The 18,837-nt window shown below is 73.1% G+C and carries 21 protein-coding genes; 11 read left to right on the top strand and 10 right to left on the bottom strand.

Going from position 1 to position 18,837, the window contains the following annotated elements; all coding sequences use genetic code 11:
- Positions 1-42: 42 nt before the first annotated feature.
- Together E4P38_RS03550 and E4P38_RS03545 are read left to right on the top strand one after the other, a co-directional pair.
- The gene (locus tag E4P38_RS03550) at positions 43-744 is read left to right on the top strand and encodes an SDR family oxidoreductase (RefSeq protein WP_135130334.1); all 702 of its coding nucleotides are present in this window, start codon (positions 43-45) and stop codon (positions 742-744) included.
- Positions 741-1,769, top strand: a complete 1,029-nt coding sequence (locus E4P38_RS03545; protein WP_135130333.1) for an S-adenosylmethionine:tRNA ribosyltransferase-isomerase — start codon at positions 741-743, stop codon at positions 1,767-1,769. The genes E4P38_RS03550 and E4P38_RS03545 overlap by 4 nt, the downstream gene beginning before the upstream one ends.
- On the opposite strand, the gene E4P38_RS03540 is transcribed toward E4P38_RS03545, so the two are convergent.
- Positions 1,770-2,462 (bottom strand): (2Fe-2S)-binding protein, encoded by a 693-nt coding sequence (locus E4P38_RS03540; protein WP_245160756.1) that lies wholly within the window; start codon positions 2,460-2,462, stop codon positions 1,770-1,772.
- A gap of 125 nt (positions 2,463-2,587) precedes the next feature.
- On the opposite strand from E4P38_RS03540, the gene acs reads away from it, so the two are divergent.
- From acs to E4P38_RS03525, 3 genes are all read left to right on the top strand, one after another.
- Positions 2,588-4,540 (top strand): acetate--CoA ligase, encoded by a 1,953-nt coding sequence (gene acs / locus E4P38_RS03535; RefSeq protein ID WP_135130331.1) that lies wholly within the window; start codon positions 2,588-2,590, stop codon positions 4,538-4,540.
- A 103-nt stretch (positions 4,541-4,643) separates the two neighbouring features.
- On the top strand, positions 4,644-5,144 hold the full coding sequence (locus E4P38_RS03530; protein WP_135130330.1) for a phage holin family protein: 501 nt from the start codon (positions 4,644-4,646) through the stop codon (positions 5,142-5,144).
- Positions 5,145-5,163: 19 nt separating this feature from the next.
- The gene (locus E4P38_RS03525; protein WP_135130329.1) at positions 5,164-6,114 is read left to right on the top strand and encodes an alpha/beta hydrolase; all 951 of its coding nucleotides are present in this window, start codon (positions 5,164-5,166) and stop codon (positions 6,112-6,114) included.
- Positions 6,115-6,140: 26 nt separating this feature from the next.
- On the opposite strand, the gene E4P38_RS03520 is transcribed toward E4P38_RS03525, so the two are convergent.
- Genes E4P38_RS03520 through nth form a run of 5 tightly spaced genes read right to left on the bottom strand, consistent with a single transcriptional unit; the run spans position 6,141 to position 9,870 of the window.
- The gene (locus E4P38_RS03520) at positions 6,141-7,322 is read right to left on the bottom strand and encodes a MarP family serine protease (protein WP_135130328.1); all 1,182 of its coding nucleotides are present in this window, start codon (positions 7,320-7,322) and stop codon (positions 6,141-6,143) included.
- A gap of 7 nt (positions 7,323-7,329) precedes the next feature.
- Positions 7,330-7,770, bottom strand: a complete 441-nt coding sequence (locus tag E4P38_RS03515) for a plastocyanin/azurin family copper-binding protein (RefSeq protein ID WP_135130327.1) — start codon at positions 7,768-7,770, stop codon at positions 7,330-7,332.
- Positions 7,767-8,504, bottom strand: a complete 738-nt coding sequence (locus E4P38_RS03510; RefSeq protein ID WP_245160755.1) for a CoA pyrophosphatase — start codon at positions 8,502-8,504, stop codon at positions 7,767-7,769. The genes E4P38_RS03515 and E4P38_RS03510 overlap by 4 nt, the downstream gene beginning before the upstream one ends.
- Positions 8,501-9,073, bottom strand: coding sequence for a TlpA disulfide reductase family protein (locus E4P38_RS03505; RefSeq protein ID WP_135130326.1), 573 nt, complete (start codon positions 9,071-9,073; stop codon positions 8,501-8,503). Before E4P38_RS03505 ends, E4P38_RS03510 begins: the two co-directional genes overlap by 4 nt.
- Positions 9,070-9,870: an endonuclease III gene (gene nth, locus E4P38_RS03500; RefSeq protein ID WP_135130325.1), complete on the bottom strand. Its 801-nt coding sequence runs from the start codon at positions 9,868-9,870 to the stop codon at positions 9,070-9,072. Before nth ends, E4P38_RS03505 begins: the two co-directional genes overlap by 4 nt.
- Positions 9,871-9,924: 54 nt before the next feature.
- Here nth and E4P38_RS03495 point away from each other — a divergent pair, with 54 nt between their 5' ends.
- Together E4P38_RS03495 and E4P38_RS03490 are read left to right on the top strand one after the other, a co-directional pair.
- Positions 9,925-10,164: a hypothetical protein gene (locus E4P38_RS03495; protein WP_135130324.1), complete on the top strand. Its 240-nt coding sequence runs from the start codon at positions 9,925-9,927 to the stop codon at positions 10,162-10,164.
- Between the two features lie 115 nt (positions 10,165-10,279).
- A complete protein-coding gene (locus tag E4P38_RS03490; RefSeq protein WP_135130323.1) occupies positions 10,280-10,954 on the top strand; it encodes a Crp/Fnr family transcriptional regulator in 675 nt (224 codons plus the stop codon).
- Between the two features lie 362 nt (positions 10,955-11,316).
- Here E4P38_RS03490 and E4P38_RS03485 read toward each other — a convergent pair whose 3' ends face one another.
- Genes E4P38_RS03485 through E4P38_RS22785 form a run of 3 tightly spaced genes read right to left on the bottom strand, consistent with a single transcriptional unit; the run spans position 11,317 to position 12,763 of the window.
- The gene (locus E4P38_RS03485; protein WP_245160754.1) at positions 11,317-12,129 is read right to left on the bottom strand and encodes an NUDIX domain-containing protein; all 813 of its coding nucleotides are present in this window, start codon (positions 12,127-12,129) and stop codon (positions 11,317-11,319) included.
- Positions 12,126-12,596, bottom strand: coding sequence for a RidA family protein (locus E4P38_RS03480; RefSeq protein WP_135130322.1), 471 nt, complete (start codon positions 12,594-12,596; stop codon positions 12,126-12,128). The genes E4P38_RS03485 and E4P38_RS03480 overlap by 4 nt, the downstream gene beginning before the upstream one ends.
- On the bottom strand, positions 12,593-12,763 hold the full coding sequence (locus tag E4P38_RS22785; protein ID WP_167760435.1) for a hypothetical protein: 171 nt from the start codon (positions 12,761-12,763) through the stop codon (positions 12,593-12,595). The genes E4P38_RS03480 and E4P38_RS22785 overlap by 4 nt, the downstream gene beginning before the upstream one ends.
- A gap of 48 nt (positions 12,764-12,811) precedes the next feature.
- On the opposite strand from E4P38_RS22785, the gene E4P38_RS03475 reads away from it, so the two are divergent.
- From E4P38_RS03475 to E4P38_RS03465, 3 genes are read left to right on the top strand one after another with little or no spacing between them, the layout of a single operon-like run.
- Positions 12,812-13,804, top strand: coding sequence for an ArsA-related P-loop ATPase (locus E4P38_RS03475; RefSeq protein WP_135130321.1), 993 nt, complete (start codon positions 12,812-12,814; stop codon positions 13,802-13,804).
- Complete coding sequence (locus tag E4P38_RS03470) at positions 13,804-15,069, top strand: ArsA family ATPase (RefSeq protein WP_245160753.1); 1,266 nt, start codon at positions 13,804-13,806, stop codon at positions 15,067-15,069. Before E4P38_RS03475 ends, E4P38_RS03470 begins: the two co-directional genes overlap by 1 nt.
- 41 nt (positions 15,070-15,110) lie before the next feature.
- Positions 15,111-17,309: a transglycosylase domain-containing protein gene (locus tag E4P38_RS03465; protein ID WP_135130320.1), complete on the top strand. Its 2,199-nt coding sequence runs from the start codon at positions 15,111-15,113 to the stop codon at positions 17,307-17,309.
- Positions 17,310-17,364: 55 nt separating this feature from the next.
- On the opposite strand, the gene E4P38_RS03460 is transcribed toward E4P38_RS03465, so the two are convergent.
- Positions 17,365-17,817 carry a GatB/YqeY domain-containing protein gene (locus tag E4P38_RS03460; protein WP_135130319.1) on the bottom strand — a complete coding sequence of 151 codons (453 nt, stop codon included), beginning with the start codon at positions 17,815-17,817 and terminating at the stop codon, positions 17,365-17,367.
- Positions 17,818-17,868: 51 nt separating this feature from the next.
- Between E4P38_RS03460 and E4P38_RS03455 the strand changes: the two genes are divergently transcribed.
- Positions 17,869-18,780, top strand: coding sequence for a metallophosphoesterase (locus E4P38_RS03455; RefSeq protein ID WP_135130318.1), 912 nt, complete (start codon positions 17,869-17,871; stop codon positions 18,778-18,780).
- Positions 18,781-18,837: the final 57 nt, after the last annotated feature.

The raw sequence follows: 18,837 nt of genomic DNA, 5'->3' as shown, positions 1-18,837 counted from the left end.
CCCTCTTGACCTCAAGTCGACTTGAGATCCGACGGTAGTCCCATGACCACCCGCACCGCACTCGTCACCGGCGCCTCCCGAGGCCTCGGCCGCGCCCTCGCCACCGCCCTCGCCGACCGCGGCTGGCGGCTCGTCCTCGACGGACGGGACGCCGGACGGCTGGCCACCGCCGTCGCCGCCCTCCCCTCCCCCGACCTCGTGACCGCCGTCCCGGGGAACGTCACCGACCCGCGGCACCGGGCCGCACTGGCCGAGGCCGTGGGTCCGCGGCTCGACCTCCTGGTCAACAACGCCAGCGACCTGGGCCCGAGCCCGCTGCCGCGCCTCGCCGACCTCGACCCCGCGGAACTCCTGCGCGTGCTCGCCGTCAACACCGTCGCCCCGCTCGCCCTCGTCCAGGCCGTCCTCCCGGCGCTGCGCGCCGCGCAGGGCACCGTCGTCGACATCAGCTCCGACGCCGCCGTCGAGGCCTACGAGGGATGGGGCGGGTACGGCGCGAGCAAGGCCGCCCTCGACCAGCTCACCGCGGTCCTCGCCGTCGAGCACCCCGAGCTGCGGGTCCTCGCCGTCGACCCCGGCGACATGGCCACCGACATGCACCAGGCCGCGTTCCCGGGCGAGGACATCACCGACCGGCCGGCACCGGAGACCGTCGTCCCCGCGCTGCTCGCCCTCCTCGACGGCGACCTGCCCAGCGGCCGGTACCGCGCGGCCGACGTCGTTCCCGCGGGGGCGACCCGATGACGGCGACGTTCGCCCTCCCGGCGGACGCCGAGGCCACCGCGCCGCCGGAGTGGCACGGGCTCGGACGCGACGAGGTCCGGCTGATGGCCGTCCGCCCCGGGAGGACGACGTCGGTGCTCTTCCGCGATCTTCCCGAGCTGCTCGAGCCCGGCGACCTCGTCGTCGTCAACACCTCGGGCACCCTGCCCGGACGGCTCCCGGCACGGCGGGCGGACGGCGTCCTCGTGCCGCTGCACTGGTCGACGGCGCTCGACGACGGCGAGTGGGTGGTCGAGCTGCGGCGCCCGGACAACAGCGGCCCCGACCTCGGCGTGGAGCCCGGCACCGTCCTCGAGCTGCCCGGCGGCGTCACGATGACCTTGCTGGCCGGCCATCCCGACCCGTCCCGCCCGTCGCGGCTGTGGCGGGCCACCACGACCCCCGCGGTGCCGGCGACGGCCTACCTGCTGGAGCACGGGACGCCGATCGGCTACGGCTACCTGCGCGGCGACTTCCCACTCGCCGCCTTCCAGACCGTGTACGCCGGGGAGCCCGGCAGCGCCGAGATGGCGAGCGCCGGACGGCCGTTCACCGAGGAGGTCCTGGTCGCCCTGATGACCCGCGGCGTCCCCGTCGTCCCGCTCACGCTGCACACCGGCGTCTCCAGTCCGGAGCTGCACGAGCCGCCGTCTCCCGAGCGTTTCGCCGTTCCGGAGGTCACCGCCCGGCTGGTGAACAGCACCCGGCGGGCCGGTGGCCGGGTGGTCGCCGTGGGCACGACCGTGACCCGTGCGCTGGAGTCCGCCACGGACGACGACGGCGTCACGCGGGCGGCACACGGCTGGACCGACCTGGTCCTCGGCCCCGACCGTCCGGCCCGCGCCGTGACGGGACTGATCACCGGACTGCACGAGCCGGAGGCCAGCCACCTGCAGCTGCTTGAGGCGGTGGCCGGCACCGAACTCGTCACCGCTGCCTACGACCGGGCCGTCGCCGAGCACTACCTCTGGCACGAGTTCGGCGACTCGATGGTCTTCCTGCCCTGATCAGAACCAGCGGGCGGCCTGCTCCAGCAACGCCTCGCGCTCGGCGGGGAGCCGGTGCGGGCACGAGGTGCACAGCGATCCCCCCGGCAGCTCGACCATCAGGCAGCACGAGGCCCGCTGGGTGAACCGGGCACCGGCGACGTCCACGTAGCGCGGCACGGGCAGCGGCGCCCCGATCGCGGCGGCCAGCGGGGCGGCGTGGGCGGTCGCGGCGGGCACGTTCCCCAGGGCGCGGCCGAGCGCGAGCAGCTGGTTGGCGATCGAGTCCGTGGCGATCGCCCAGAGCGGCCGCTCCCGCATCCGGCCGACGGCAGCGACCGCCGGAACGACGGCGGTGAGCGTCTCCCGGAGCTCGGCCCCGAGATCGCCCCCAGCACCCGAGGACACCGCGGCGACCGGCAGCCCGTCGGGACGGAACGCCACCGCCAGGTCCGACAGGCGGGCCGACAGCGGGACGCCGGTCACCAGGCCGGCCAGCGCCGGGGTCAGCAGCACCGTGGAGACCGAGTACCACCACACGGTCGCGGTCACCCTGCGCTCGACCGTGCGGCCGCCCCGGACCGCCCGGGTCACCCACGCCGGATCGGCCAGGTCGACCGCGGGGACGAGCGGGACGGACGGCGGGGCGAGCAGCCCCAGCGCGGCCGCACCCGGGATGCGCCCGGCGACCGTCGCCTGCAGCTCTCCGGTCACCGCAGCAGTCTTCCCGGTGCCCGTTCCGGGCCGCTCCGCTGGGGAAGACGCAGACCGGCCGGAACCCATACGGTGTGGTCCGAGCCACGCTGCGTCCCACGACGCCGGAACACCGGAGGAAACGCATGAGCGAGACGAGCCACGCAGAGGGCCGGACCTTCCCGCCGCCGGAGCAGCTCGCCGCCCACGCGAACGCCGGGCCCGAGGTCTACGACGAGGCTGCGGCCGACCGGCTCGCGTTCTGGGAGAAGGCGGCCCGCCGGCTGACCTGGACCCAGGAGTGGGACGAGGTCCTCGACTGGAGCAACCCGCCCTTCGCCAAGTGGTTCGTCGGCGGGAAGCTCAACGTCGCCTACAACTGCGTCGACCGGCACGTCGAGGACGGCCACGGCGACCAGGTGGCCTACTTCTGGGAGGGCGAGCCGGCCGACGACACCCGGACGATCACCTACGCCGGGCTCAAGGACGAGATCTCCAAGGCCGCCAACGCGCTGCTCGATCTCGGCGTCCAGGCCGGCGACCGGGTCGCCATCTACATGCCGATGATCCCCGAGACGATCATCGCGATGCTGGCCTGCGCCCGCATCGGCGCCGTCCACATGGTGGTCTTCGGCGGCTTCTCCGCCGACGCACTGGCCAGCCGCCTCGACGACTCCGGCGCCGTCCTGGTCATCACCTCCGACGGCGGCTACCGCCGGGGCGCGCCGAGCGCGCTCAAGCCGGCCGTGGACGACGCGGTCGGCCGCAGCCCCGGTGTCCGCAACGTGATCGTGGTCAAGCGCACCGGGCAGGACGTCGACTGGAGCGAGGGCCGCGACCTCTGGTGGGACGACGTCGTCGACCGGCAGTCGACCGAGCACGAGCCCGAGTCCTTCGACGCCGAGCACCCGCTCTACATCATGTACACGTCCGGGACGACGGCGAAGCCCAAGGGCATCCTGCACACCACCGGCGGCTACCTGACCCAGGTCGCCTACACGCACTGGGCGACCTTCGACCTCAAGCCCGACGACGACGTCTACTGGACGGCGGCCGACGTCGGCTGGGTCACCGGCCACAGCTACATCGTCTACGGACCGCTGGCCAACCGGGCCACGTCGGTCATGTACGAAGGCACCCCGGAGACCCCGCACCGGGGACGCTGGTGGGAGATCGTCCAGAAGTACGGCGTCACCATCCTCTACACCGCCCCGACGGTGATCCGGACGTTCATGAAGTGGGGCGAGGACGTCCCGAAGGACTTCGACCTGTCCAGCCTGCGGGTGCTCGGCTCGGTGGGTGAGCCGATCAACCCGGAGGCCTGGCTCTGGTACCACGAGCACATCGGCGGCGGCCGCTGCCCGATCACCGACACCTGGTGGCAGACCGAGACGGGCGCGCACATGATCACGCCGCTGCCCGGCGTCACGTCGCTGGTGCCGGGGTCGGCCCAGTTCCCCTTCCCCGGCATCTCGGCCAAGGTCGTGGACGACGAGGGCAACGAGCTGTCCGACGACTCCACCGGGCTGCTCGTGCTCACCGACCCCTGGCCGGCGATGCTCCGCACGATCTGGGGTGACGACGACCGCTACGTCGACACCTACTGGTCGCGGTTCGGGAAGAACGTCTACTTCGCCGGGGACGGCGCCAAGAAGGACGCCGACGGCAACATCTGGCTCCTCGGCCGGGTGGACGACGTCATGAACGTGTCCGGCCACCGCATCTCCACGACGGAGGTCGAGTCCTCCCTGGTCGGCCACCCGTCGGTCGCCGAGGCCGCGGTCGTGGGCGCCAGCGACCCGACCACCGGCCAGGGCATCGTCGCGTTCGTGATCCTCCGCGAGAGCGGCACGGACTCCGGCGACGAGCTCGTGCAGACGCTGCGCAACCACGTGGCCCGCGACATCGGACCGATCGCCAAGCCGCGGCAGATCATGGTCGTGCAGGAGCTGCCCAAGACCCGGTCGGGCAAGATCATGCGGCGGCTGCTCCGCGACATCGCGGAGAACCGGGAGCTCGGTGACGTCACGACCCTCACCGACGACTCGGTCATGAACATGATCAAGGAGAAGCTGCCCGCGGCGCCGTCGGAGGACTGAGGACCACCCCGGCGAGGGGTGCGGGGGCGCGCACTCCCGCATCGTGCGGCACGATTCACCTGACCAGCACCTGACCAGCACTGCCGTCCCCAGGAGGACCCCCGTGGCCTACAACGTCACCTCGGCCCCGAACGAGGGGTCCACGGCAACCGCCGAGCCCTCCATCGGCACGCTCGTGCAGAGCGCGATGGCCGACGTGTCCACGCTGATCCGCGGCGAGGTCGAGCTGGCCAAGGCCGAGATCGGGAAGTCGGCCAAGAAGGCCGGGATCGGCGCCGGCGCGTTCGGTGCCGCAGGTGTCGTGCTCGCCTTCTCGGCGTTCTTCTTCTTCATCGCGCTGGCCGAGTTCATCACGTGGCTCGGCCTGGAGCGCTGGATCTCCTACCTCATCGTCTGGTTCCTGCTGGTACTCGTCGCCGTCCTGGCAGCGCTGTTCGGCCGCCGGCAGATCAAGAAGATCGAGAAGCCGGAGCGGACGCTCGAGACCCTGCACGACCTGCCCGAGGTGCTGCACCGGGAGGCCCCGGGCGAGCGGCACCGCGCTGTGCCCGAGGTCGTCAACGGCCGCGTCCAGCGGCGGGGCGCCGAGCACTACACGGTCTGACGCCGGTGAGCTCCACCCGATGACGGGCCCCGCCGACGGACGCCCGGACGCGACCAGCGTCCTGCTGCCCGGCCCGTGGACGCACCGCACCATCTCCGCGAACGGCGTCGGCCTGCACGTGGCCGAGGCGGGAACCGGCCCGCTGGTCCTGCTGCTCCACGGCTTCCCGCAGTTCTGGTGGACCTGGCGGTCGCAGCTGGCCGCTCTCGCCGACAGCGGTTTCCACGTCGTGGCACCCGATCTGCGGGGGTACGGGGCGAGCGACAAGCCGCCGCGCGGGTACGACCTCCCGACCCTGTCCGCCGACGTCGCGGCCCTCGTGCGGGCGCTGGGCGAGCAGGACGCCGTGGTCGTCGGGCACGACTGGGGCGGCCTGCTCGGCTGGACGATGGCCGCGCTGCACCCCCGCAGCGTCCGGCGGCTGGTCGTGCTGTCGATGGCGCACCCCCGCCGGCTGCGCGCCGGCATGACCGACCCCCGGCAGCGGCGGGCCTCGGCGTACGTGTTGCGATTCCAGGTCCCACGGCTGCCCGAGCGCATGCTCACCCGGGCCGACGACGACCCGGTGGCCGACCTCATGCAGCGGTGGGCCGGGCCGGAATGGGCGCGGACGACGGACTTCGCCGAGGCGGTGGACCGCTACCGCTCGGCCTCCCGGATCCCGCAGGCGGCGTACGGCGCGATGGAGTACCACCGCTGGGCGGCCCGGTCCCAGCTGCGGCCGGACGGGTTGCGCTACTCCCGGCGGATGGCGGCGCCCATCACCGCCCCCACGCTGCAGCTGCACGGCGAGCTCGACACGTGCGTGCTGCCCAGCACCGCGTACGGGTCGGGCCGCTACGTCGCCGGCGCCTACGAGTGGCGCGAGCTGCCCGGGATCGGCCACTTCCCGCAGGAAGAGGTGCCCGACACCGTCACCTCGGCGATCACGGACTGGATGAAGGACCCCGTTCCCCCCACCCCTCGCTAGCTCGGGGCGGTGCCCTGAAGGGGGCCTTATTCGCAGGGGCCGGTGCCGACCTCGGCCACCGCGGTGCTGCCCGCGCGAGCGGCGTCGCCCACCTGCAGCGCGGTCAGAGCGTAGCCGGTGTCGGGGTCGTCGACCGCCGAGGCGAAGACGACACCCAGGACGCTGCCGTCGGTGGCGAACAGCGGACCGCCGGAGTTGCCCGCGCGGACGATCCCGTACAGCGCGTAGACGTCGCGCACCACGGTCTGCGTGTTGCGGAAGTCCGGCCCGCTGATCGGGCCGCTGTCCCGCACGCGGGCCGGGCCGACGTAGAACGGCCCCCCGCCGGGAAAGCCCATGATGATCGCGTCGGCGCCCGACTCGGCCGGCTCGGGGGTGAACGGCAGCGGCGTCTCGGTCAGACCCGGGACGGCGAGCACCGCGATGTCGACCTCCGCGTCGACGTAGACCGGCGTCGCGTCGTACTCCTCGCCGTCGGCGTGCACCACGGGGTCCTCGACGCCCGCGAGCACGTGCGCGTTGGTCATCACGCGCTCCGGGGCGTAGACGAAGCCGGAGCCGTCGATCTGGCGAGAGCAGGACGGCGCGATCCCGCTGACCTTGACCACCGACTCCTGGACCGCCGCGACGACGGGGCTCCCCTCGAGCGCCGGGTCGGGGGCGGGGACGTCCCGCACCTGGGTGGGGGTGAGCGGGTCGAGCACGTCGGGCAGCCCGTTGCGGTCGATCGCGTCGCGCAGGGAGTTGTAGACCGAGCGCAGGCCGTCGGGCACCGCCCGGTCGACCGCCGCCACGAGGGCGGACTGCCGCATCTGGCTGGCCACCGGAGGGAAGGGCGAGCTGGCCAGCGGAGACGCGACCATCCAGGCCACCAGCAGCACCGCGGCCGAGGAGACGACGGCCCCCGCCACCGAGTCGACGACCTTCGCCGGTTCCCAGGTCACCCGGGACCGCAGCGCCCGGCCGATCGCGCCCACCACGATCTGTCCGAGCAGCGCCCCGGCGAGGACGACGACGAGCGCGGCGAAGACCCGGGTGACGCTCGAGCCGTCGATCCGGTCGGCCACCGGCCCCGAGAGCTGCGCACCCACCACCGCGCCACCGAGGAAGCCGACGATGGAGGCGGACGAGACCAGCAGCCCCTGCCGGAACCCGGACAGGGCGAACAGCAGCGCGAGGGCGATCAGCACCACGTCGACGAGGGACACCGCTCGATCAGCCCCTGACCGTCATCGTGCCGACCTGCCCCAACTGCACGTGGAAGCTGCACTCGAACGGATGGTCGCCGGGGGTCTCGACCTCGAAGTCGATGGTCATCTCCTGCCCGGGCGCCAGCAGCGAGATGGAGGAATCGATCGGCTCGGGCCCGGTGTCCGGCGTCCAGGTGAAGTTGTGGGTCATCTGCTTCGCGACGTTCACCACGGTCAGGCGGACCGTGCCCGGGTCGACGGTGAAGTGGTCGGGCGTGAAGACGTAGTCGTCCTGGGTCTGCAGGGTGATCTCCTGGACGCCGTCGGGCGCGACCGTCACCGTGCCGATCCCTTCGGCCGTCGCCTGCGCGGCACCCGAGCCGGGGGCGTCGTCGCTCCCGCAGCCGGCCAGTACCGCGGGCAGCAGGACCATCGCGGCGGCTACCAAAGAGGTCCTTCTACTCATCGCGGGGGAACCGTACGCGTCGACGGCCCGTCCGGCGGGGGGTCTGCCACCGTCGGCGCGGCGGCGTCCTCGTCGTCGTCGTCCGCCGCGCCGGGCAGCGCGACCGACCGGGCGCCGGGCACCGGCAGGGGACGGACGTCGCGCCGGTTCCACGGCTGCGCCAGCCCCGCCGCCGTCAGGATCGCGTCGAGCAACGCGGCGGTGAACCCCCAGACGACCATGTCCGCCACGCCGAAGGCGGCCCCGATGAAGCCCGAGGGGTGGCTGACCCGGAACCGGTTGGCCGGGTCGGCGAGGTCGGCCAGCGGCACCCGGGCGACCCGGGCCACCTCCTGCGGGTCGCCGACCGTGACGTCGCGCGGGTCGTCCCACCAGGCCACGACGGGGACGACGAGGCGGTTCGACGGCGGGAGGAAGAGCTCCTGCAGGGTGGCGAGGACGCGGACGCCGGCGGGGTCGATCCCGGCCTCCTCCTCCGCCTCGCGCAGCGCCGTCCCGACCGGGAAGTCGTCGCCCGGATCGGCGCCCCCGCCGGGGAACGCCGGCTGGCCGGCGTGGCTGCGCAGATGCGCCGCCTTCTCGATCAGCAGCACGTCGGGCCCGAGCGGCCCCTCTCCGAACAGGATCAGGACGGCCGACCGCCGGGCTGCCTCCGTGCGCTGCGGCATCCGGTGCTGCAGCGGGAGGTCGTCGGCCGCGTCGATCAGCCGCTTCAGGTAGTCGGGAAGGCTCACAGCTGCACGCCGAGGTGCTCGGCCACCAGCGCGCGGAGCTCGTCGACCGAGGCGATCTCGCCCAGCTCCACGTGTGCGACGGACCCCTCGGCGGTCACGAACAGCGTGTGCGGGAGTCCGCGCAGGCCGAGTGCCGCGGCGACCGTGCCGTTCCCGTCGAAGGCATTCGGGAAGGTCAGGCCCGCGTCGTCGGCGAACGCGGAGGACTGCGGCCTGCCGTCCTGGCTGGCGATCCCGAGCACGCGCACCCGGTCACCGGCCAGGCCGGCGAACTGCTCGACGAGCGGCAGCTCCTCGCGGCAGGGGTCGCACCAGCTGGCCCAGAGGTTGACGACGGTCGGGACCCCGGGCGCCCGGCCGAGGTCGAGGGTGCCGCCGCCCAGGCAGTCGAGGGACACGTCGGGGGCGTCCACCGCCGCCGCGGCGTCGGTCTGCTCCGGGCAGGGGGTCAGGTCGGTCTCGACCGAGGACGCGGTGGTCGGTGTGGCGTCGGGCTCGTCGGCGTCGGCGGCGCACCCGCTCAGCACGGCCGTGAGCACGAGCGCCGCCACGGTGGCTGGGAGCCTCACTCGGTGTCCGAGGCGGCGGGCGTCTTGACCAGCTTCAACGCCACCTCCGGATCCGTGGGACCGATCCCGAAGGACGGGCACCACTGGGCGAGCCCGCACGCGCCGCAGGCGGCCTTCTTCGCGTGGCAGACCCGTCGTCCGTGGAAGATCACGCGGTGGCTGAAGTCGGTCCATTCCTTCTTCGGGATCAGCCCGGCGATCTCGGCCTCGACCTTCACCGGGTCCTCCTCCGCCGTCCAGCCGAAACGGCGGACCAGCCGGCCGAAGTGGGTGTCGACCGTCAGCCCGGGGACGCCGAACGCGTTGCCGAGGACGACGTTGGCGGTCTTGCGGCCGACGCCGGGAAGGGTGACCAGATCCGCCATCCGGCCCGGCACCTCGCCGTCGAACCGCTCCACGAGCGCCTGGCTCAGCCCCAGGACCGAGTTCGACTTGGCCCGGAAGAACCCGGTGGGCTTGAGGATCGTCTCGAGCTCGTCACGGTCGGCCCCGGCCAGGGCGACGGCGTCCGGGTACTTCGCGAACAGCGTGGGCGTCACCTTGTTCACCATCTTGTCCGTCGTCTGCGCCGACAGGACCGTGGCCACCAGCAACTCGAAGGGGTTCGTGAAGTCGAGCTCGCAGTGGGCGTCGGGGTGGATGACGGCGAGCTCGCGGGCCATCCGCCGCGCCCGCCGGGTGCGGGAGAGCGCCGACTCGTCCGGGTCGAAGGGCGAGGCACCGGTGCGAGCGGCCTTCGTGGGACGCCGGATGGGTGCGGGACGCGCGTAGGCGGGCTCGGGATCGGGCACGGACACGCAGCCGAGCGTAGGCGGCGACCCTGACGGTGCTCGTCTGTCATCATCGAGAGCGTGGTCGCACTGAGCGTCATCCTCTTTCCTCCCCTCCTCATCGCCTTCCTGCTGGTGATGGAGCGGGTCGAGGAGCCCCTGCGCCGCCCGGCCTCCCAGCGCGAGGTCTCGGAGTTCCTCAACACCGCCACCGCGGGCGAGGTCGACACCCTCGCGTCCTCCGGCATCCGCCGCGCCCTGTTCCGCTGGCGCCGCCGTCGGGGCGGCCGCGGGAAGACGACGAACCCGCCGATCGTCTGACCCGGAGGGGGGACCCGGCAGGCCACCGATCAGGTGACGGATGGCACAGCCGCCTAGACTCCCTGCGGACACGGACGCCGTTGCGTCCGTCGGGACGGTTGCGAGAGGACGTGTAGTGGACGAGGTGCTGGCCCAGTCCGGGCTCTTCCAGGGGCTCTCGGAAGAGGCGGTGGAGCCGGTCGTCAGTCGCCTGGAGATGCTCACGCTGCCCCGTGGCCGTGTCGTCTTCAACGAGGGCGAGCCGGGCGACAGCCTCTACATCGTCACCGCGGGCAAGATCAAGCTGTCCCGCCGGGCCCCCGACGGCCGCGAGAACGTGCTGGCCGTCATGGGCCCCTCCGACCAGTTCGGTGAGCTGTCCGTCTTCGACCCCGGCCCCCGCACCGCCACCGCCACCGCGGTCACGGACGTGAAGCTGGCCCGGATGCCGCAGTCGACGCTGCGCCTGTGGATCGAGGCGCACCCCGAGATCGGCGAGCAGCTGCTGCGGGTGCTGGCCCGTCGGCTGCGCCGCACCAACGACTCCGTCGCCGACCTCATCTTCACCGACGTCCCCGGCCGCGTGGCCAAGGCGCTGCTGCAGATGGCCGACCGCTTCGGCAGCCGCGAGAGCGACGGCCTGCGCGTGAAGCACGACCTCACCCAGGAGGAGCTGGCCCAGCTGGTCGGCGCCTCCCGCGAGACGGTGAACAAGGCGCTGGCCGACTTCGTGCACCGCGGCTGGATCCAGCTGCAGGGCAAGTCGGTCGTCGTCCTCGACGAGGAGCGCCTGCGCCGCCGCGCGCGCTGAGACGAGCCCTCACGCGAGAGGCCCAGAACCCCACCTCGGGTTCTGGGCCTCTCGTCGTGTTCGGGCCGTTCGCCGCCCCGACTGCCGCCGTGTGGTGGTGAGTGCCGCGCTGCAGCGCGGACCTCGCCGCCACACCGCGGTACTCACCCTCTGAACGCGCTGGACTGGCCGCGATGTGGTCGTGCCGAGTGGGGCCCGAAGGGTCCCGCGCAGGCACGACGGACGCGCTCAGCGCAACCGGGGGACGGCTCCTGGCCGCGGTGTGGTCGTGCCGAGTGGGGCCCGAAGGGTCCCGCGCAGGCACGACGGACGCGCTCAGCGCAACCGGGGGACGGTTCCTGGCCGCGGTGTGATCCGGAGGATCACGAAGGCAACGGCGTGACCACGCGGATGCGGGTGCCGTCCTCCAGCACGGCCCAGAAGCCGTCGGCGGTCTTCTCGAACGTCGGGCTGATCGGGCGCAGCGGCTCCGGCGGCGAACCGGCCAGGGCGGCCGCGACGTCCGGGAACGGCGCCAGCTGACCGAGCGTGTGCGTCGTCGGCGGGAGCATCGGCCGGGCCCCGGCGGAGAGCTCCGCCAGCGCGGCGGACGGCGTCAGCCAGGACGCCTCGTCGGCCTCCCCGGAGACGTGCCGGGCCTCCTGGCCGACGGGCAGCGCGGCGGCGAAGAACTTGGTGTCGTAGCGCCGGGTCTCCACCGGCGGGGTGATCCAGTGCGCGAACGGGCGGAGCAGGTCCGAGCGGAGCGCGAGGCCGCGTCCGGCGAGCAGCTCGGCGAGGGACAGCTCCCGGGCCAGCAACGCCTGCCGCTGCGCCTCCCAGTCGTTGCCGGACACGTCCGGGACGACGGCGCCGGTCGTCGCGTCGCCGGCCAGCAGCACGCCGGCCTCCTCGAACATCTCCCGGACCGCGGCGCAGACGAGTTCGCGGGCCGTCCGCTCGTCGCAGCCGAAGGCCTGCGCCCACTCAGCGGGCGAGGGACCCACCCACGCGATCTCGGTGTCGCCGTCCCGCGGGTCGACGCCGCCGCCGGGATAGGCGGTCATGCCGCCGGCGAAGGGCATCCCCTTGGTCCGGCGCAGCAGGTAGACCTCGAGGCCCGGAGCCCCGTCCCGCAGCAGCAGCACCGTCGCCGCCTGCTTCGGCTCCGAGGCCGTCATCGGGGCGTCGGTCACCGCAGTTCGACGGTGAGCTCGACCTCCACCGGGGCACCCAGCGGCAGTTCGGCGACACCGATGGCGCTGCGCGCATGCTTGCCGGCCTCGCCGAAGATCTTCCCGAGCAGCTCGCTGGCGCCGTTGACCACGCGCGGCTGACCGGTGAAGCCCTCGGCGCTGGCCACGTAGCCGACCACCCGGACGATGCGGGCGACGGAGTCCAGGCCGACGAGGTCGTCGATCGCGGCCAGCGCGTTGAGGGCGCAGACCTTCGCGTCGCCCGCGGCCGCCTCGACGTCGACGGAGCCGCCGACCTTGCCGGTCCGCCGCAGGCCGCCGTCGACGAACGGCAGCTGGCCGGAGGTGAAGACGAGCGAGCCGCTGCGGATCGCCGGCACGTAGGCGGCGACCGGGGCGGCCACGGCGGGCAGGCGGATGCCGAGCTCGGCCAGGCGGGCGTGCCAGCCCTGCGCGGGGTCGGTCATGCCGGGCGCTTGAGGTAGGCGACGAGCTGGTCGGAGCCGCCAGGACCCGGCAGCACGGTCACCAGCTCCCACCCGTCGACGCCCCAGGAGTCGAGGATCGCCTTGGTGTTGTGGATCAGCAGCGGGATCGTGGCGTACTCCCACGCGCGGCGTGCCGGTTCGCTCATGGCTGGACGCTAGCGCAGGCTCGGCGCGCTGCTCCTAGGCTGGTACGGGTGAGCCCCGACCCGTCCCCCGCGCGACTGCACGTCGTCACCGGCAAGGGCGGTACCGGCAAGACGACCGTCGCCGCCGCCCTGGCCCTCGCCCTGGCCGCCGGCGGGGGGTCCGTCCTGCTCGTCGAGACCGAGGGCCGTCAGGGCATCGCCCAGCTCTTCGACACCCCGCCGCTCCCGTACGAGGAGCGCCGGGTGGCCGTCGCTCGCGGCGGCGGCGAGGTGAAGGCGCTGGCCATCGACGTCGAGGAGGCCCTCCTCGACTACCTGGACATGTTCTACAACCTGCGCCGGGCCGGCCGGGCCCTGCGCAAGATGGGCGCGATCGACTTCGCCACCGCGATCGCGCCCGGTCTCCGCGACGTCCTCCTCACCGGGAAGATCAAGGAGGCGGTGACCCGCCGCCACGACGGCCGGCCGGTCTACGACGCCGTCGTCGTCGATGCGCCGCCCACCGGACGGATCACCCGCTTCCTCGGCGTCACCGCCGAGATGGCGCAGCTGGCCCGCTCCGGCCCGATCAAGACCCAGAGCGACGGCGTCATGGCGGTGCTGCGCTCGCCGCAGACCGCGGTGCACCTGGTCACCCTGCTCGAGGACATGCCGGTGCAGGAGACCGCGGACGCGATCGCCGAGCTGACCAAGGCCGAGCTGCCCATCGGCTCGGTCATCGTGAACATGGCGACCGAGCCCGTGCTGCCGGACGACGGCATGTCCCGCGCCGCGAAGGGACTCCTGACCGGCGCCGACCTCGTGCCCGCCCTCGCCGCCGCGCACCTGCACGACACCGAGGCGATCGCCGACGCCCTGGCCGCCGAGGTCACCGAGCACGCCCGCCGCTGGGCCGGGCAGGACGCCCTGCGGGACGAGGTCGAGGACCTCGGTCGTCCGACCGTCGAGCTGCCCCTGCTCCCCGGGCCGATGGACGTCGGATCGCTGTTCGACCTCGCCGGCCGCCTCGAGGACCACCTGCGCAGCCAGGTCGCCGCGTGATGGCCATCCGCCCCGAGGACGTCGAACCGCAGCCCACCGAGCGTCCCGCCCGCCCGGCCCGGCCCAGCCGACCGGGCCCGCTGGCGCCGCCGATGGACCTGGCGGAGCTCATCGCCGACCGCGAGACGCGGATCATCGTCTGCTGCGGCTCCGGCGGGGTGGGCAAGACGACGACGTCGGCGGCGCTCGCGCTGGCCGCGGCCGAGGCGGGCCGCACCGTCGTCGTCCTCACCATCGACCCGGCCCGTCGGCTGGCGCAGTCCCTCGGCCTGGTGGAGCTCGACAACGAGCCGCGGCGGGTCGACGTCCCGGGGGCCGAGGGCGAACTGCACGCGATGATGCTGGACATGAAGCGGACGTTCGACGACGTCGTCGCCGCCCACTCCACGCCCGAGCGGGCCGAGGCGATCCTCGAGAACCCCTTCTACCAATCGCTGTCCTCGTCCTTCGCCGGGACGCAGGAGTACATGGCGATGGAGAAGCTCGGCCAGCTGCGGGCCAGTGACCAGTGGGACCTGATCATCGTCGACACCCCGCCGTCCCGGTCGGCCCTGGACTTCCTGGACGCGCCCAACCGGATGAGCCGCTTCCTCGACGGCACGATGATCCGGCTGCTGACCGCACCGGCCCGGGCCGGCGGCCGGGCCGGGCTGAAGTTCGCCAGCGCCGGCTTTCTGTTCTTCAGCCGGATCATCAGCAAGATCCTGGGTGGGCAGCTGCTGCGGGACATCTCCGCCTTCGTCGCGGCGCTGGACACCATGTTCGGCGGCTTCCGCGAGCGGGCGACCGCGACCTTCGAGATGCTCCGCCGTCCCGGCACCTGGTTCGTCGTCGTCGCCTCCCCCGAGCCCGACGCGCTCCGCGAGGCCTCCTACTTCGTGGATCGGCTCTCGGCCGAGGGCATGCCGCTGGCCGGTCTCGTGCTCAACCGCACCCATCCCCCGGCGACGACGGCGCTGTCGGCCACCCGGGCCGAGGGCGCGGCCGAGGAGGTCGCCGAGTCCGGGGCCGAGGGCGCGGAGATCGCCGCGGCCGCGCTGCGGGTGCACGCCGAGCGCATGGTGGTGGCCGCCCGCGAGCAGCACCTCGCCGACCGCTTCACCAGCGCCCACCCGGAGGTCGCCGTCCGCACTGTCCCGGCCGCGGCCGGCGACGTGCACGACCTCGACGGCCTCCGGGTGATGGCCGCGGAGCTCACCGGTCCGGACGCGGACACGCCCACCGGCACGCCGCGCACCCGGGTGCTGCCCGCGCGCCGAGGCTGAACCGGGCGGTCGGTGGCCGCGGCCACGTATCCTCGGCGCCGATGTCGGAGAAAGTGCAGTCCCGTGGCCGTGTACTCGCCAAGCTCGCCGCGACGATCGTCGTCGCCGGGGCGCTGCTGGCGGGGCTGCTGTTCCCGTGGGTCGGAGGAACGGGCCTGGTGGCCCGCAACTCCGCCTCGCTGCTCGACGCCCTCCCGGTGGAGCTGACCGACAAGACGCCCGCCGGCAACAGCCGGGTGCTGGCCGCCGACGGCTCGCTGATCACCAACTTCTTCACGAACAACCGCACGCCGGTGACCCCTGACCAGATCTCCGACGTCATGAAGCAGGCGCTCGTCGACATCGAGGACTCGCGCTTCTACGACCACAACGGCCTGGACGTGCAGGGCACGCTGCGCGCGCTCGTCACCAACGTGGCGGCGGGCTCGGTCCAGGAGGGTGGGTCCACGCTCACGCAGCAGCTGGTCAAGCAGACCCTGTTGCAGACGGCCGCCACTCCCGAGGAGCAGCGGGCGGCCACGGAGCAGGACGTCGCCCGCAAGCTGCGGGAGGCGCGCCTGGCGCTCGCTCTGGAGGAGACGTACTCCAAGGACGAGATCCTCACCCGCTACCTGAACATCGTGTACTTCGGCGAGGGCGCCTACGGCATCCAGGCCGCCGCGCAGAAGTACTTCAGCGTGAACGCGATCGACCTCACGCTCCCCCAGGCCGCGATGCTCGCCGGGCTCGTGCAGAGCCCGACGAACGACGACCCGATCACCCAGCCCGAGAACGCCGTGAACAGGCGCAACCAGGTGCTGCAGCGGATGAACACCCTCGGGCACATCACCGACCAGGAGCTGACCGACATCTCGGCGCAGCCGGTGGCCGTCGTCGAGGGCGCCGACCCGCCGAACGGCTGCATCGACGCTGCCCTGGGTGGGTTCTTCTGCGACTACCTCAAGACCTATCTGGTCAGCGTTCTCGGCATCACCGACGAGACCCTGGACAACGGTGGCCTGACGATCCAGACCACGCTGCGCCCGGACCTCCAGCAGTCCGGCGACCAGGCCGTGCTGAACAACACGCCCATGGGCGACCCGTTCGCCGGCATCTTCACCGCCGTCCAGCCGGGCACCGGGCACGTCCTGGCGATGAGCGAGAACCGGCGGTACGGCTGCTCGGATCCCGAGTGCGAATCGGTCAACCTCAACGTCGTGGCGAGCGCCGGTTCCGGGTCCACCTACAAGGTGTTCACCGCCGCCGCGGCGCTCAGCGCGGGGTTCGGCTCGACGTACACGATCAACGCGCCGCAGCCGTACACGTCCAGGGTGTTCAAGCAGAACGGCGGCACGCGCGGGGCGCCGTACCGCGTCAGCAACGACAACGCCGGCTACGCCGCCACCTACAACTTGACCACCGGGCTGACCGCGTCGTCGAACACCTTCTTCGTCGCCCTCGAGGACGCCCTCGGGAGCGTCGAGGGACCGGTGACCACGGCCAAGGCCATGGGCATGCACTTCGACGGGCCGAACCAGCTGGCCGACTGCGGCAACGAGTGCGACGACTTCGGGCAGTACGTCATCGACAACGAGCTCGGCTCGTTCACCCTCGGCCCGATCGCGACCAGCCCGCTGGATCTCGCGAACTCCTACGGCACGATTGCGGCACAGGGGACGAAGTGCGACCCCACCCCGGTGACCGCGATCACCGACCGCACCGGTCAGCCGCTGAAGGACGACGCCGGCAAGGTCATCGACACCGGGGACCACTGCACGCCGAACGCCATCCCCGCCGGTGTCGCGAACACGCTGGCGAACATGATGCTGCGCGTCGTGGAGGACGGCACCGGCCGCCGGGCGGCCATCCCGGGTGTCGACGTCGCCGGCAAGACCGGCACCATCCAGGGCAACAACTCGGCGACCTTCGTCGGCATCACGCCGCAGTACGCGGTCAGCGTCATGTACTTCAACCCGAAGGCGCAGCAGGACGTCGGCGGCCACGGCGGTGGCCTCCCGGCGGACATCTTCCAGGACGCCATGGCCCCGATCCTGACCGCCGAGCCGGCGACACCGTTCCCGCCCGCGGACCCCGCCGTCGCGGCCGGTACCCGCGGCACGGGCTACGTCCCGCCCTCGGCCCCGGCCCCGGCGGAGACCCCGGCGCCGACGGACGGCCAGCCCCAGCCGCAGCCCCAACCGCCGGCCAACCAGCCGGGGAACGACGACCCGTTCGGCGAGGGTTTCCCCTTCAACGACTGAAAGGCCCCGTCCTCCCCACCCTTCGCAAGCTCAGGGCGGGACCCGGGACGGGGCCTTAGCCGAGCTGCCGACGCACCTCCGCGGCGACCCGACCGCCGTCCGCGCGTCCGGCCACGATGCCGTTCGCAGCGCCCATGACCTTGCCCATGTCCTTCATCCCCGCAGCGCCCGTGCGGGTGATCACGTCGGCGACGATCGCGGCGAGGTCGGCGTCCTCGAGCTGGGCGGGCAGGTAGCCGGCCAGGACCTCGCCCTCGGCCTCCTCCCGCTGCGCCTGCTCGGCACGCCCGGCCGCGCCGAACGCCTCGGCCGCCTCCCGGCGTTTCTTCGCCTCCCGGCGCAGCACGGCCTGGACCTCGTCGTCGCTGAGGACGCGGGCTTCCTTGCCGGACACCTCCTCGGCGGAGACCGCGCTGAGCACCATGCGGAGGGTCGCGGTCCGCAGCTCGTCCCGGGCCTTCATGGCGGTGGTCAGGTCGGCGCGCAGTTGTTCCTTCAGCTCGGGCACTCCCCCAGCCTGGCACGGGGGCCCGCCGACCGGCGCACGTAGGCTCTGACCGTGCGCTGGTACACCGCTCTTCCCGTCGCCGCCGTCGCGTCCGGCGCCGCGGTCACCGCTTACGCGAGCCTCTACGAGCGGAACCGGTGGACGCTGCGCCGCTTCGACGTTCCGGTCCTCGCCCCGGGTTCGCCTCCGCTCACCGTGCTGCAGATCTCCGACCTGCACATGACCGCGAACCAGCGGTCCAAGCAGGAGTGGGTCGCCGGCCTCGCCGCGCTCGAGCCCGACATGGTGATCAACACCGGCGACAACCTGGCCGGCTTCGACGCCGTCCCCGGCACGCTGAAGGCGATGGAGCCGCTGCTGGACCTCCCCGGCGCGTTCGTCCTGGCCAGCAACGACTACTACGCCCCCAAGCCCAAGAACCCGCTGAAGTACTTCAAGAAGAACCACAAGCGGGTGCACGGCGACCCGCTGCCCTGGCGCGAGCTGCGCGACGGCATGCGCGACCGGGGCTGGCTCGACCTCACGAACGCCGCCGGCGAGCTCACCGTCGACGGACGACGGATCCTTCTGGCCGGCGTGGACGACCCGCACCTGAAGCTCGACCGGTACGACGACGTCGCCGGCCCGGCCGATCCCGCCGCCGATCTCCGCGTCGGCCTGGTCCACTCCCCGGAGCCGCGCGTGCTGGACCGGTTCGCGGCCGACAACTACGACCTGCTGCTCTGCGGGCACACCCACGGCGGTCAGCTGCGGGTGCCGTTCTACGGGGCGCTCGTGACCAACTGCGGCATCGACCGGGCGCGGGTGCGCTGGCTGCACCGCTGGGCGGAACCGTCGGCCTCGCACCCCGCAGGCACCTGGCTGCACATCTCGGCCGGCCTGGGCACCAGCCCCTACGCGCCGGTGCGGTTCGCCTGCCCGCCGGAGGCCACCCTGCTCACGCTGACCGCCCGCGCCGCCTGAAGAAGGACCCCTTCACCCGCCGGGAATCCGTGGCGACGGGAGCGTTAGACTCCTGCA

Source organism: Blastococcus sp. CT_GayMR16 (genome assembly GCF_004570875.1).
Classification (GTDB): domain Bacteria; phylum Actinomycetota; class Actinomycetes; order Mycobacteriales; family Geodermatophilaceae; genus Blastococcus_B.
This window is presented reverse-complemented; position numbering and strand designations above follow the sequence as displayed.